Source organism: Cryobacterium shii (assembly GCF_004402595.1).
GTDB classification, from domain to species: Bacteria; Actinomycetota; Actinomycetes; order Actinomycetales; family Microbacteriaceae; genus Cryobacterium; species Cryobacterium shii.
In genome coordinates this window covers 1-13,274 of sequence record NZ_SOFY01000068.1, presented here as the reverse complement: position 1 = coordinate 13,274, position 13,274 = coordinate 1, and the positions used below count along the sequence as shown (strand labels likewise).

At 69.9% G+C, this 13,274-nt stretch carries 10 protein-coding genes; 2 read left to right on the top strand and 8 right to left on the bottom strand.

Annotation, left to right across the window (positions count from 1 at the left end; genetic code table 11):
• Nucleotides 1-216 precede the first annotated feature (216 nt).
• Together E3O49_RS12400 and E3O49_RS12395 are read right to left on the bottom strand one after the other, a co-directional pair.
• Complete coding sequence (locus E3O49_RS12400) at nucleotides 217-2,340, bottom strand: transglycosylase domain-containing protein (protein ID WP_134402804.1); 2,124 nt, start codon at nucleotides 2,338-2,340, stop codon at nucleotides 217-219.
• Between the two features lie 89 nt (nucleotides 2,341-2,429).
• On the bottom strand, nucleotides 2,430-4,118 hold the full coding sequence (locus E3O49_RS12395) for a ribonuclease J (protein ID WP_198415989.1): 1,689 nt from the start codon (nucleotides 4,116-4,118) through the stop codon (nucleotides 2,430-2,432).
• Between the two features lie 281 nt (nucleotides 4,119-4,399).
• Here E3O49_RS12395 and E3O49_RS12390 point away from each other — a divergent pair, with 281 nt between their 5' ends.
• Nucleotides 4,400-4,903 (top strand): glutathione peroxidase, encoded by a 504-nt coding sequence (locus tag E3O49_RS12390; protein ID WP_134365966.1) that lies wholly within the window; start codon nucleotides 4,400-4,402, stop codon nucleotides 4,901-4,903.
• A gap of 264 nt (nucleotides 4,904-5,167) precedes the next feature.
• On the opposite strand, the gene E3O49_RS12385 is transcribed toward E3O49_RS12390, so the two are convergent.
• From E3O49_RS12385 to E3O49_RS12365, 5 genes are read right to left on the bottom strand one after another with little or no spacing between them, the layout of a single operon-like run.
• A complete protein-coding gene (locus E3O49_RS12385; RefSeq protein ID WP_134365965.1) occupies nucleotides 5,168-6,016 on the bottom strand; it encodes an HpcH/HpaI aldolase/citrate lyase family protein in 849 nt (282 codons plus the stop codon).
• Nucleotides 6,013-6,573, bottom strand: a complete 561-nt coding sequence (locus tag E3O49_RS12380) for a MaoC family dehydratase (RefSeq protein WP_134404281.1) — start codon at nucleotides 6,571-6,573, stop codon at nucleotides 6,013-6,015. Before E3O49_RS12380 ends, E3O49_RS12385 begins: the two co-directional genes overlap by 4 nt.
• A 9-nt stretch (nucleotides 6,574-6,582) precedes the next feature.
• Nucleotides 6,583-7,749, bottom strand: coding sequence for an acyl-CoA dehydrogenase family protein (locus E3O49_RS12375; protein WP_134365963.1), 1,167 nt, complete (start codon nucleotides 7,747-7,749; stop codon nucleotides 6,583-6,585).
• The gene (locus E3O49_RS12370) at nucleotides 7,746-9,827 is read right to left on the bottom strand and encodes an acetyl/propionyl/methylcrotonyl-CoA carboxylase subunit alpha (protein WP_134404282.1); all 2,082 of its coding nucleotides are present in this window, start codon (nucleotides 9,825-9,827) and stop codon (nucleotides 7,746-7,748) included. Before E3O49_RS12370 ends, E3O49_RS12375 begins: the two co-directional genes overlap by 4 nt.
• A 7-nt stretch (nucleotides 9,828-9,834) precedes the next feature.
• Nucleotides 9,835-11,436, bottom strand: coding sequence for a carboxyl transferase domain-containing protein (locus tag E3O49_RS12365; RefSeq protein ID WP_134404284.1), 1,602 nt, complete (start codon nucleotides 11,434-11,436; stop codon nucleotides 9,835-9,837).
• Nucleotides 11,437-11,546: 110 nt separating this feature from the next.
• On the opposite strand from E3O49_RS12365, the gene E3O49_RS12360 reads away from it, so the two are divergent.
• Entirely contained in the window at nucleotides 11,547-12,197 is a 651-nt protein-coding gene (locus E3O49_RS12360) for an SACE_7040 family transcriptional regulator (protein WP_134402895.1), read from the top strand.
• A 151-nt stretch (nucleotides 12,198-12,348) separates the two neighbouring features.
• On the opposite strand, the gene E3O49_RS12355 is transcribed toward E3O49_RS12360, so the two are convergent.
• The gene (locus E3O49_RS12355) at nucleotides 12,349-13,011 is read right to left on the bottom strand and encodes a VOC family protein (RefSeq protein ID WP_160141113.1); all 663 of its coding nucleotides are present in this window, start codon (nucleotides 13,009-13,011) and stop codon (nucleotides 12,349-12,351) included.
• Nucleotides 13,012-13,274: the final 263 nt, after the last annotated feature.

Genomic DNA, 13,274 nt, shown 5'->3' with positions numbered 1-13,274 from the left:
TCCCCGCGCCCGGCCCCTCGCAGCGTGCGGTGCTGAACCAATTCGACGGAGATTTTGACGAAAAACCGTGATTCCGGCGTGTTTTGGCCCGATTTTGGCAAAATCTCCGTCGAATTCGTTAGGGGCGGGGCACAGACGGATGCCGCCGGGGCGCCGGGGCGCGGGGCTCCGGGCTACGAGGCGCCGGGCTACGAGGCGCGTCAGTCGGCCGCCGGGTCAGCGGGTCATGCTCCGCGGGGGCAAGGTGAAGGCGTCCCCGCCGAATTTCTCATTGGCGACGCTCATCATGTCCGGCCACATCCGGTGCCGGGCGGTGGCGGCCTGCCCGTTGTCGAAGTAGGTCTCCCGCTGATCCTCGCCCTCCCCCGACACGTTCACGACGCCCACGACCGTGGCGACCTTGGTGCTCGCCCCGGACATCCACGTGTCCAGGTTGTCGTCGGTGGTGCCGGTCTTACCGATCATGGGCACCCGCGGGGAGGTGGCCCGGTAGGAGGCGGTCGCCGTACCACCGGTCAGCACCCGCTGCATCGCATAGGTCATCCCGGCGGCGATCTCGGGCGCGACGGAGGCCGTGCAGGCTGACTTCGGCGCGGCGATCTCGGTTCCGTCCGGGCCGACGATCTTGTCGATCACGACCGGGGTGCAGGTGACGCCGTTGTTCGCGATCCCCGCATACGCGGCCGCCATGGTCAGGGGCGCGATTTCGTTCGTGCCCAGCACCGAGGAGGCACCCTGTTCCAGGGGATTGCCGTCGGCTCGGTGAATCCCGAAGGCCTCGGCGGTCTTACGGATGTTGCAGAGGTCGAGTTCCTTGGCCATCCCGATGTAGCCCGTGTTGATCGAGCCGACGGTCGATTCGAGCGCGCTGTAGTACGAGTCGTTGTCGTTGGAGGAATCGTTGCCGGGCGCGAACGAGTAGCCGTAGTCCTGCGGGCCGTTGCAGCTGTCCTGGAACTCGCCCCAGTCCGAGCGCTCCCGGGAGTTGACCGTGTCGCCCAGGGTGTTGCCGGCCTTCAGCCACTCCGCGAGGGTGAACACCTTGTAGGTCGACCCGGGCTGGAAACCGTTGGAGCCGCCGCGGTTGAGGTCGGTGTTGTAGTTGACGGCCGTGAAGTTCGCCCCGGTGGCGGCCGGGTCCTGGCTGTAGTCCTTGTTCTGCGCCATGGCGAGCACCCGGCCGGTGCCGACCGCGACGCTCGAGATCACACCGCCGACGTCCCAGCCGTCGAACGTCTTGGGCACGTTCTCCGCCAGGGTGGCCTCGGCCGTCGCCTGCAGGTCGAGGTCGAGGGTCGTGAAGACCTTGTAGCCGCCGAGCCGGAAGTTAGCTGCGCGCTCGGCGGCCGTCTTGCCGAACGCCGGGTCGTCCCGCAGGGTCTGCACGACCAGGTCACAGAAGTAGGCGCTGCCGCCGGCGGTCTGGCAACCGGTGCTCGGTTCGGTGATGGCGGGTTCGACCGGCGCGGCGACCGCCGCGTCGCGGTCGGCCTTGCTGATCTTCTCGTGCGCGAGCATCTCGTCGAGGATGTAGTCCCGACGGTCCTTGTTGGCGGCGTATCCGTTGGCTGCCCCGTTGGTCTCGCTGTCCGGTTTGTCGAGCTGGAACTTGACCGGGTTGTTCACGATCGCGACGAGGCTGGCGGCCTGCGGCAGGGTCAGCGCAGCCGCGGTCGTGTTGAAGTAGTAGTTGGCGGCCGACTCGATGCCGTAGATGGAGCCGCCGAACCCGGTGATGTTCAGGTACTGGCGCAGGATGTCGGCCTTGGAGTATCTCTTCTCCAGCCCGATGGCGAGGCTCATCTCGGTGAGTTTGCGGCTGGCGCTCGTCTCCGTCGCCGCGTCGTAACACGCGGTCCGCTTGGCCTGGTCGGCGAGGGTCTCGCACTTCTGCACCAGGACGTTCTTGACGTACTGCTGGGTGATGGAGGACCCGCCGCGGGCCGTCCCGGTGACCAGGGTGGACACCAGACCGGTGACGCTGCCCCAGATGTCCACGCCGCCGTGAGCGTAGAAGCCGGGATCCTCGCCGGAGGTCGCCGCATCCTTCACAAACGGGCTGATCGCAGCCGAGGCCACTTCGACCCGGTTCTGGTCGTAGAACGAGGCGAGGAGCACGGGACTGCCGTCGTTCGCGGTGGCGTAGACGTTGCTCTTCTGCGACAACCGGCCGATCGACAGATTGTCGGGCAGGGTCACCATCACTGTGATCGCGACCGCCCCGACGATGGCGACGACGACACCCATCGCGATCAGGGTGCGGGTGCGGCGGCGCGATCGCCGACCGCTTCTCCTGCTGGCTGACCTGGGGCTGGTTGAGGGCGTGGTCTCAGTGCTCATGGTGCGACAAATCACTTCCCGGTCGGGTCACGTGCCCGGTTCCGTCGACAGAGGGGGGCCGCCGGGCCGGGCGGCCCGGCGGCATCCGGCTAGGCGTCGACGACGACCGAGGTGATGACCGGGATGCGACGGTACTTGCGCTGCATCCAACGGGTCAGGCTCTGGGTGAAGATGTCCTCGAGCTCAGCGCCGTTGACGATCTTGACCTTGTTCGCGGCGCGCAGGGCGTCATCGATGGACTTGGTCGCGCCCTGGATCCACTCGTTGTCCTGAACGAAGCCGCGGGCGATGAACTCGACCGGCTCGGTGAGAAGGCCGGTGCGGGTGTCGAGGATGCCGAGGATGGTGACGGCTCCGTCGTTGGCGAGCTGCACGCGGTCGGCGAGGGCCTCTTCCGAGCCGCCGCCGCCGACGGTCATGCCGTGCACGAAGACGAGCTCCGCGGCGACCCGGCCGGTGACCTTCGCGAGGCCGTCGACGAGGTCCACGACGACGCCGTCTTCGACGATGAGGACCTGGTCCTCGGGAATGCCGGTGCGGATGGCGAGGTCCGCGTTGGCCTTGAGGTGGCGCCATTCGCCGTGGTACGGGATGACGTTCTTGGGCTTGACGATGTTGTAGCAGTAGACGAGCTCGCCGGCGGAGGCGTGGCCGGAGACGTGCACCTTGGCGTTGCCCTTGTGCACGACGTTGGCACCCCAGCGGGTGAGGCCGTTGATGACCCGGTAGATCGAGTTCTCGTTGCCGGGGATCAGGGAGCTCGCCAGGAGCACGGTGTCGCCCTCGCCGATCTTGATCACGTGCTCGCGGTTCGCCATCCGGGCCAGGGCGGCCATCGGCTCACCCTGCGAGCCGGTGCAGATGAGAACGACCTTGTCGTCCTTCATCCGGTCGAACGCCTTGACGTCGACGATCAGGCCCTTGGGCACCTGGAGGAAGCCCAGCTTCTCGGCGATGCCCATGTTGCGCACCATCGAGCGGCCGACGAAGGCCACCTTGCGGTTGTGCCGGGCGGCGGCGTCGATGACCTGCTGGATGCGGTGCACGTGGCTGGCGAAGCTCGAGACGATGATGCGGCGCGGCGCGGTGCGGAAGACGGCGTCGATGGCCGGACGGATGTCCTCCTCGGTCACCGTGAATCCGGGAACCTCGGCGTTGGTTGAGTCGGTCATGAACAGGTCGACGCCCTCTTCACCGAGCCGGGCGAAGCCGGGGAGGTCGGTGAGGCGGTTGTCGAGGGGGAACTGGTCCATCTTGAAGTCGCCGGTGACGAGCACGAGGCCGGCCTCGGTGCGGATGGCGACGGCGAGGCCGTCGGGGATGGAGTGGTTCACCGCGAGGAACTCGAGGTCGAACGGTCCGGCCTTGCGGCGCTGGCCTTCCTTGACCTCGATCAGGCGGGGTGTGATGCGGTGTTCTTCCAGCTTGGCGGTGACGAACGCGAGCGTCAGCTTCGAGCCGATGATCGGGATGTCCTTGCGCTCGCGGAGCAGGTACGGCACCCCGCCGATGTGGTCCTCGTGGCCGTGCGTGAGCACGATCGCCTCGATGTCCTGCAGGCGGTCACGGATGGAGGAGAAGTCGGGCAGGATCACGTTGATGCCGGGCTGGGTCTCCTCGGGGAACAGCACTCCGCAGTCCACGATCAGGAGCTTGCCCTTGTGCTCGAAGACCGTCATGTTGCGGCCGATTTCGCCCAGTCCGCCGAGCGGGGTGATGCGCAGGCCGCGACGGGGAAGGGACGGCGGCGTGGACAGGTCAAGCTGGTGCTTGGTCAATGAAACTCATTTCTCAGGGTGAGACTGCGCGCGTGTCAGGCGGCATCTCGCTAGTTGGGCCGATCATCGGCCCTGTGAACGGGTGGTGCAAAGTTGGGATTCGGGTGCCCGCACGGGCAGGCTGCGCCCGAAGGCAATGGCATCAGGGTCGTGCAGTCACCGACACTGGGGTCGAGAGGGCACGCATGCTGCTCATGACTGCCCATTCTACCGCAACCGGATGCGACCCCCCGCCGGTCGCCGCCCAGCCTTCTCGAAGCAGCCCGCGCTACGGTCGACGCATGTCAGCTTCAGAGCTCTACTCGACCCCGCTCACCCTCATCGACGGCACGGAAACGACGTTCGGCCAGTTCAGGGGCAAGACGGTTCTGGTCGTGAACGTCGCCTCCAAGTGCGGGTTCACCCCGCAGTACGCGGGCCTGGAAGCGCTCTACGAGAAGTACAACGACGACGGACTCGTCGTGCTGGGCCTCCCCTGCAACCAGTTCATGGGCCAGGAACCCGGAACCGACTCGGACATCGAGTCGTTCTGCCAGCTGAACTTCGGCGTCACTTTCCCGCTGACCGTGAAGGTCGACGTGCGCGGCAAGCACCAGCACCCGCTCTACGCTCAGCTGACGAAGTTCAAGACCGGCCTGCTTCCCGGCCTGATCAAGTGGAACTTCGAAAAGTTCCTGGTGAACGCCCAGGGCGAGATCGTCGACCGGTTCGCCTCGACCGTGGAGCCGGAATCCGAGGAGATCGTCGGCGCGATCGAGAAGGCGCTCGAAAGCAACGCCGCGTAGACGGATGTCCCCACGCCCGTAGGCGATGGGGAACGATCCCCCGCGGTTCCGAGGCGCTGCCTGCCGCAACATCCCCGAGCCGCCTGTGCGAATTCGACGGAGATTTTGCCCAAAACCGGTGCCGGACGCCCTCAAAACGTGTTTTAACGCAAAATCTCCGTCGAATTGGTTCGGCGCAGTGCTCGCTCGGCGAGGGCGGCGGACGGCGGGCGAACGTTGCTGACGGTGGCGGGCGGCGCTCGGCGAGGGCGGCGGCGAGCGGCGTTAGTCGGTGGCTTCGGTCGGGGGCTGGTCGAGGCCCGGCGGGATGACTTCCGCGCGGCGCAGCACGGCCTCCGCGTGGCGGAGCAGCGGCGCGTCGACCATGCGGCCCTGGTAGGCGAACACGCCCTCCTCACCGGCCGCCGCCTCCAGGATCGCCCAGGCCGCCGCGACCTCCGCGGGCGCGGGCCGGTAGGCGTCGCGGATGACGCCCACCTGGCTGGGGTGGATGCAGGCCGTGGCCCGGAACCCGCTCGCCACGGCATCGTCGACCTCGGCGGTCAGCCCGGCCAGGTCGGGGATGGCCAGGAACACGCCGTCGACCGCGGCCTTCCCGTGCGCCCCGGCCGCCAGCAGCACGGCGGACCGGGCGTGGCGGGCGACGGCCCGGTAGCTGCCGTCCGCGAACCGGCTGGAACTGCCGCCGAGCGAGGCCACCAGGTCGTCGGCGCCCCACATCAGGGCGACCACGTTCGGCGCGGCCGCGATCGACGGGGCCGCGAGCACCCCGGTCGCGGTCTCGCAGAGCGCGATCACCTCGAACCGGGCCAGCGCCTCGAGCTCGGCGGCGCTGACGGTCTTGGGCACCATGACGTAGCGGTACATCGTCTCGTCGAGCGCGTCGAGGTCGAGGGCGAAGTCGGGGGTGCCGACCGGGTTGACCCGCACGATGGTGCGGTTCGGGTCGAGCGGATGCCCGACCAGCAGCCCGCGGGCCCTGGCCCGGTTCGCGGGCAGGAGGGCGTCCTCGAGGTCGAGGATCACGGCATCCGCCCGGTCGGCGGCCTTGCGGTACCGGTCGGGCCGGTCGGCGGGGCAGAAGAGCAGCGCCGGCCCCAGGTCGAAGCTCATGACGCTGCCACCTGACACCAGACCAGCACCGTGCGCACGGCCGTGGCCACCACGTCCCCGCCCTGGTTGCGCCCGGTGTGGCTGAGCGTGACGAGGCCCTGCCCGGGCCGCGACGCCGACAGGCGCCGCCCGGTCACCACCGTCTCGGAATAGAGGGTGTCCCCGTGGAACAACGGATGCGGGAAGGTCACCTCGCCGAACCCGAGGTTCGCGACGATCGTGCCCTGGGTCAGCTGCGCCACAGAACTGCCGACCAGGGTCGACAGGGTGAACATCGAGTTGACCAGGCGCCGGCCGAACGGCTGGGTGGCGGCCCACGCGGCATCCAGGTGCAGCGACTGCGTGTTCATCGTCAGGGTGGTGAACAGCACGTTGTCGGCCTCGGTGACCGTGCGGCCCGGGCGGTGCAGGTAACGCGCCGCCAGGTCGAACTCCTCGTAGTACAACCCGCGCTGCTCGATCGTGCGCCGTTCGTCGGCGCGGCCGTCGTCGTTGTCGCCGGCGTCGGTGACACCGCCCGCGAGCACGCCGCCCTCGCTGAAGCCGTCCTCGTTCATGCCCTCCTCCTATCCGGTGAAGCCGAGGGCCCGGGAGATGACCATCAGCTGCACCTCGGTGGTGCCCTCGCCCAGCTCGAGAACCTTGGAGTCGCGGTAGTGCCGGGCCACCGGGTTCTCGTTCAGGAAGCCGTAGCCGCCGAAGATCTGCGTCGCATCGCGCGCGTTGTCCATGGCGGCCTCGCTGCCCACCATCTTGGCAATCGACGCCTCCATTTTGAAGGGGTGCCCGTGCACCATTTTCTGCGCGGCGTCATAGTAGGCGAGCCGGGCCGTGTGCACGCGCGCCTGCATCCGTGCGATCTTGAACGCGATGTGCTGGTTGGACCCGATCGACTTGCCGAAGACGTTGCGGCTGTTGGCGTAACGGATGGCCTCCTCCAGGCAGCCCTGCGCCGCACCGGTGCAGAGCGCGGCGAAGGCGACGCGGCCCTCGTCGAGGGTCTGCACGAAGTTGGCGAACCCGCGGCCGCGCTCGCCGAGCAGGTTGGCCTCGGGCACCCGCACGTCCTCGAACACGAGCGGGTGCGTGTCGGAGGTGTGCCAGCCGACCTTGTCGTAGGCGGGCAGCGCGGTGAAGCCCGGCGTCGGGGTGGGCACGAGGATGGCCGTGAGCTCCTTCTTGACCGAGCCGCCGGGCCGCCGGGACTCCCCCGTGACGGCGGTGACCGTGACCAGCCGGGTGATCTCGGAGCCGGAGTTGGTAATGAACTGCTTGGTACCGTTGATGACCCACTGCCCGCCGACCAGCTCGGCCGTGGTCTTGGTGCCCGCGGCGTCGGAGCCGGCATCCGCCTCGGTCAGGCCGAACGCGGCGAGCGCGCGCCCCGCGGCCAGCTGCGGCACCCATTCCTGCTTCTGCGCCTCGGTGCCGCGGCGGTAGACGGGCATAATGCCCAGGCCGACGCCGGCCTCGAGGGTGACCGCGATGCTCTGGTCGACGCGGGCGAGCTGCTCGACGGCGAGGCAGAGCGAGAAGTAGTCCTTGCCCTGGCCGCCGTACTGCACCGGGAACGGCAGCCCGAACAGGCCCAGCTCGCCCATCTGGGCGATGATGCCGTAGGGCAGGCTCCGTTTGGTGTCGTATTCGTAGGCGGCGGGCGCGACGACGGTATCGGCGAAGTCGCGCACGTCGTTGCTGAGACGCTGCTGGTCCTGGGTCAGTTCGGAACTCACGATGATGCTCCCCTGTCTGGGCTGTCGGTGTCTGGGCTGATGATGGTGGCGACGACCTGGTCGAGCTTGACCAGGTCGCCGGGTTTGAAGGTGACGGTGACCAGCCCCGCGATCAGCGCGGTGAGGCGGTGTTCCATCTTCATGGCCTCCACGGTGAGGATGGCCTGCCCCACGGCGACGAGGTCCCCCGTCGCGGCGTGCACGGCGACGACGGTTCCCGGCATGGGCGAGCGCACCTCGGGGCTGACCGCTCCCGGGGCCAGGTCGCGGCCGGCCAGCCGTTCGGCCTGGAGCTCGGCGCCGGTCAGGTGCAGAAGCGAGACCGAGAAACCCGAGCTGCCGATCCACAGCCGGCGGCCGCCGGACCCGAGATCCGGGGCCATGTCGGACACGATGTCGAGCACCTGCAGCACCCCGTCGACCTCGACGCTGACGGCCCCGGACCGGTTCGCGTCGGTGAGGCTCGCGGCCACGGGCATCCGGTCACCGATCACGACGGATGCCGCGCTCGGCGAGCCCTGCACGCCGACGGTGACCCGGTCGATCGCGCTCGTGGCCAGGGTGTAGTGGGTCGGCCGGGACGGGCCCATCCGCCAGCCGGTCGGCCGGGACCAGACCGGGTCGGCTGCCGGCATCGCGTCCGACTCCGCCGCCGCCCAGGCCTGCCCGTGCAGGACCAGCGCCGCGGCGACCAGCACGTGGTCGTCGACGCCGCGGAAGGGCAGGCCGGGCAGCCGGCGCTCGATCAGGCCGGTGTCGAGGCGCCCGGCCTGCACGTCCGGGTCCTGCACGAGCAGCCGCAGGTATTCGAGGTTGGTGCTCACGCCGAGCACGAGGGTCTCGGCGAGCGCCCGGTCGAGCCGGGCGAGCGCCTGGGCCCGGTCGGCTCCCCAGGCGATCACCTTGGCCAGCATGGGGTCGTAGTCGGCGGAGATCCGCAGGCCGGGGACGAGCGCGCTGTCCACCCGGATGCCCTCGCCGGTCGCCTCCCGCAGCGCGAGCACGCAACCGGTCGCCGGCAGGAAGCCGCGCTCGGGGTTCTCGGCGTACACCCGGGCCTCGATCGCGTGGCCGGCCAGCACCACGTCGGCCTGGGCGTGGGCGAGCGCCTCCCCCGCGGCCACGCGCAGCTGCCACTCGACGAGGTCGATCCCGGTGACCATCTCTGTGACCGGGTGCTCCACCTGCAGCCGGGTGTTCATCTCCATGAAGAAGAACTCCTCCGGGGCCGCGTCGGAGACCAGGAACTCGACCGTGCCGGCCCCGGTGTACCCCACGCTGCGGGCGGCCGCGCAGGCGGCCTCACCGATCCGCGCCCGGGTGCCCGGGTCCAGCAACGGCGACGGCGCCTCCTCGATCACCTTCTGGTGCCGGCGCTGCAGCGAGCACTCGCGCTCGCCGAGGTGGATCACCCGGCCGTGCGTGTCCGCCAGCACCTGCACCTCGATGTGCCGGGGTGCAGGCACGAAGCGCTCGATCAGGAGGGTGTCGTCGCCGAACGCGCTCGCCGCGACCCGTCTCGCGGCCACGAGCGCCGCGGGCAGGTCGTCGGGGCGCTCGACCAGGTGCATGCCCTTGCCGCCGCCGCCGGCCGACGGTTTGATCAGCATCGGGTAGCCGATCCCCGGGGCCGCGCCGATCAGCTGCTCGTCGGTCTGGCCGGGCACGGAGACGCCGGGGATGACGCTGACCCCGGAGGCGGCGACGTGGTTCTTCGACCGGATCTTGTCGCCCATCACGCGGAGGGCGTGCGCGCTCGGCCCGATGAACACGACGCCCGCCGCGGCGCAGGCCTCCGCGAATGAGACGTTCTCGCTCAGGAAACCGTAACCGGGGTGGATGGCCTGGGCGCCGGTGGCCCGGGCGGCGGCCAGGACGGCATCCTGGTCGAGGTAGCTCAGCCGGGCGCTGGCCGGACCGAGCCGCACCGCGGCATCCGCCAGCATCACATGCCGGGCGCCGCGGTCGGCGTCGCTGTACACGGCGACCGAACGGATGCCGAGGGTGCGGAGCGTGCGGATGATGCGGCAGGCGATTTCGCCGCGGTTGGCCACCAGCACGGTGTCGAAGGCTGTCATGGTGTCCTCACATCCGGAAGAGACCGAAGGCGGTCTCGGGCAGGGGGGCGCGGGACACGACGCCGAGGGCGAGGCCGAGCACCGTGCGGGTGTCCGCCGGGTCGATCACACCGTCGTCCCAGAGCCGGGCGGTCGAGTAATAGGGACTGCCCTGGTGGTCGTACTTCTCGGCGATCGGCGCCCGGAACGCGGCCTCGTCGGCGGCCGACCACTCCTGCCCGGCGCCCTCGAGCTGCTCCCGCTTCACGGTGGCGAGCACGGAGGCGGCCTGCGGGCCGCCCATCACGGAGATGCGGCTGCCCGGCCACATCCAGAGGAAGCGCGGAGAGTAGGCGCGGCCGCACATGGAGTAGTTGCCGGCGCCGAACGAGCCGCCGATCACGACCGTGAGCTTGGGCACCCGGGCGGTGGCGACGGCGGTCACCATCTTGGCGCCGTGCTTGGCGATGCCGCCGGCCTCATAGTCCTTGCCGACCATGAAACCGGAGATGTTCTGCAGGAAGATCAGCGGGATGCCGCGCTGATCGCAGAGTTCGATGAAGTGGGCGCCCTTGAGGGCGGATTCGGAGAACAGGACGCCGTTGTTGGCGACGATGCCCACCGGGTGCCCGTGCAGGTGCGCGAAGCCGGTGATCAGGGTGGTGCCGTAGTCGCGCTTGAATTCGTGGAACTCGCTGCCGTCGACGAGCCGGGCGATCACCTCGTGCACGTCGTAGCGGGCCTGCACGTCGACCGGCACGGCGGCGTAGAGCTCGGCCTCGTCGGCGACCGGGGCGCGCGACGGGAGGATGTCCCAGGCCGGGGCGAGCGGGCGAGGCAGGGTGGCGACGATGTCGCGCACGATCTGGAGGGCGTGCTCGTCGTTCTCGGCGAGGTGGTCGGTCACGCCGGAGGTGCGGGCGTGCAGGTCTCCCCCGCCGAGTTCCTCGGCCGTGACGATCTCGCCGATCGCGGCCTTCACGAGCGGCGGGCCGCCGAGGAAGATGGTGCCCTGGCCCCGCACGATCACGGTCTCGTCGCTCATCGCCGGCACATAGGCGCCGCCGGCGGTGCAGGAGCCCAGCACGGCGGCAATTTGCGGGATCTTGGCCGCGGACATCCGTGCCTGGTTGAAGAAGATGCGGCCGAAGTGCTCTTTGTCTGGGAAGACCTCGTCCTGTAGGGGCAGGAAGGCCCCGCCGGAGTCGACCAGGTAGACGCACGGGAGCCGGTTCTCGAAGGCGACCTCCTGGGCGCGGAGGTGCTTCTTGACCGTCATCGGGTAGTAGGTTCCGCCCTTGACGGTGGCGTCGTTGGAGATGACGAGCACGTGGCGGCCGTGGATCAGGCCGATCCCGGTGATGATCCCGGCCCCGGGGCTCTCGTCGCCGTAGAGGCCGGTGGCGGCGAGCGGGCAGAGTTCGAGGAACGGGCTGCCCACGTCGAGGAGGCGGTCGATGCGCTCGCGCGGGAGCAGCTTGCCGCGGGCGAGGTGGCGCTGCCGGGAGGCCTCCGGGCCGCCGCGCGCCACGACCTCGAGGCGGCGGCGCAGGTCGGCGACGAGCTCCCGCTGGGCGGCGGCGTTCTCGGCCGCGGCGGCGCCGTCGATCCGACTCACGAGTGTCTCCATCGACAGCTTCCCGTTCGAGCGTGCGAGCGTTACAGTTAGTGATTACTAACCGAAAATTCAGGTTAGCCGTTCGTAACTGAGAAGTCCAGAGTTCGCCGGAAGGACCGCCGATGCCCGAGGTTGCGAGCGAGGGCCGAGCCGAGGCGGCGACGGAGGGTGCGCTTCAGACCGCAGCCGAAGCCGCGCCGACGCCGCGCAGCCGCGCCAAGGCCGACCGGCGGCAGGCGCTGCTGGGGGCGGCCGCGACCCTGTTCGCGCGGTCGGGGTACAACGGGGTCTCGATCGAGGATCTCGGGGCGGCCGTCGGGGTGAGCGGCCCGGCCGTGTACCGGCACTTCAGCGGCAAGCCGGCCGTGCTCGCCGCGCTCCTGGTGGAGGTCAGCGAGACGCTCGTCGCCGGCGGCCGGCAGGTGATCGATCGCGCCCCGGATGCCGCGGCGGCCCTGCGCGAGCTGGTGCGGTTCCACACCGACTTCGCCCTGTCGAACCCCGACGTGATCCGGGTGCAGGACCGGGATCTGGACAGCCTGGCCACCGGCGACCGGCACCGGGTGCGGGCCCTGCAGCGCGCCTACGTGGAGCTGTGGGTGTCGGTGCTCGGGCAGGTGCATCCGGGGGTGGATGCCGCGCTGTTGCGCATCCGTGCCCAGGCGACCTTCGGTCTGCTCAATTCGACCCCGCACACCCTGCCAGCCTCCCCGAGCGGCGCGGTGCGGCCGCTGCTGGAGGAAATGGCGCTGGCGGCGCTGGGCGCGTCCTGAGGGGCGCGCGCCCGCACGTCGCAGCCGCGTGGGCTCGGCCGCGGGCTTCGCGGGTGCTGCGCCGCTGCGCGCGTGTCACGCCGCGCGCGGAACGGCGCAGCACCCGCGCTCGACTCGGCGTCGGAGGTGCCGCGTGTCGGAGGCGCTGGTGTTACGTGTCGGAGGTGCAGACGCAGAGTTCGTTGCCCTCCGGGTCGGCGAGCACCCACCAGTCGGGGGCGTGCTCGGCCGTGAGCAGATCGCCGCCGACGTCGATGACCGCCTGCACCCGCGCCTCGGCCTCGCTGGTGGGGACGTACACGTCGAGGTGGATCCGGTTGCGTTCCGTGCGCGCGATCTCCATGTTCTGGAACCAGACGCCGGGTCCCTGCCCGTGGGGGTCGGCGAGGTCTATCTCGCCGTCGCGGTACGACTCCACGTAACCGAGCCCGACCCGCCAGAAGGGTCGGATCGCATCCGCGTCGGTGCAGTCGATGGCCACGTCGTAGCGAGCCGGCATGAAGGGGGCTCGTTCGGCGTCCTGCGCGTCGGCGATCTCCTGGATGCGCAGCGCGAGCCTCAGGTCGCGGTCGGTCACGCCGCCCGCGTCGTGGGAGGAGAGCCGGAAGGTGACCCGGCCGTAGCCGAGGCGCACATCCGGGTGGTGACTCAGCGCATCCGCTGCCTCGGCCACCTGGTCGAGCACGCGCACGGCTGAGGCGAAGTCCGCCGTGGTGAACGACCCGTGCAGAGCGCCGTCCAGGTGCACGAAGGCGCCGCCGGAGAGCACGGGCTCGGTGTCGGCAGGGGTCAGGAGGGTGCCCGATTCTTTCATGCCCCCACTCTGCCCGGCCCGTCGGACCCGGTCAAGGCGCGACGCCGCCCGCCCCGTTGCCAGTCCTGCACCCATCCCGCGCTCAGTCTTGCACCCCGTCCCGCGCTCCGTCTTGCACCCAGTCCCGCGCCCAGTCCCGCGCCCAGTCTTGCACCCCGTCCCGCCGAACCAATTCGACGGAGATTTTGGCTCTCCTGTCGTAACCGTGGGTTAAACCCGGCCGGGGAGCACTGGTTTGTGGCCGCCGAGGCTGAGCATGGCGA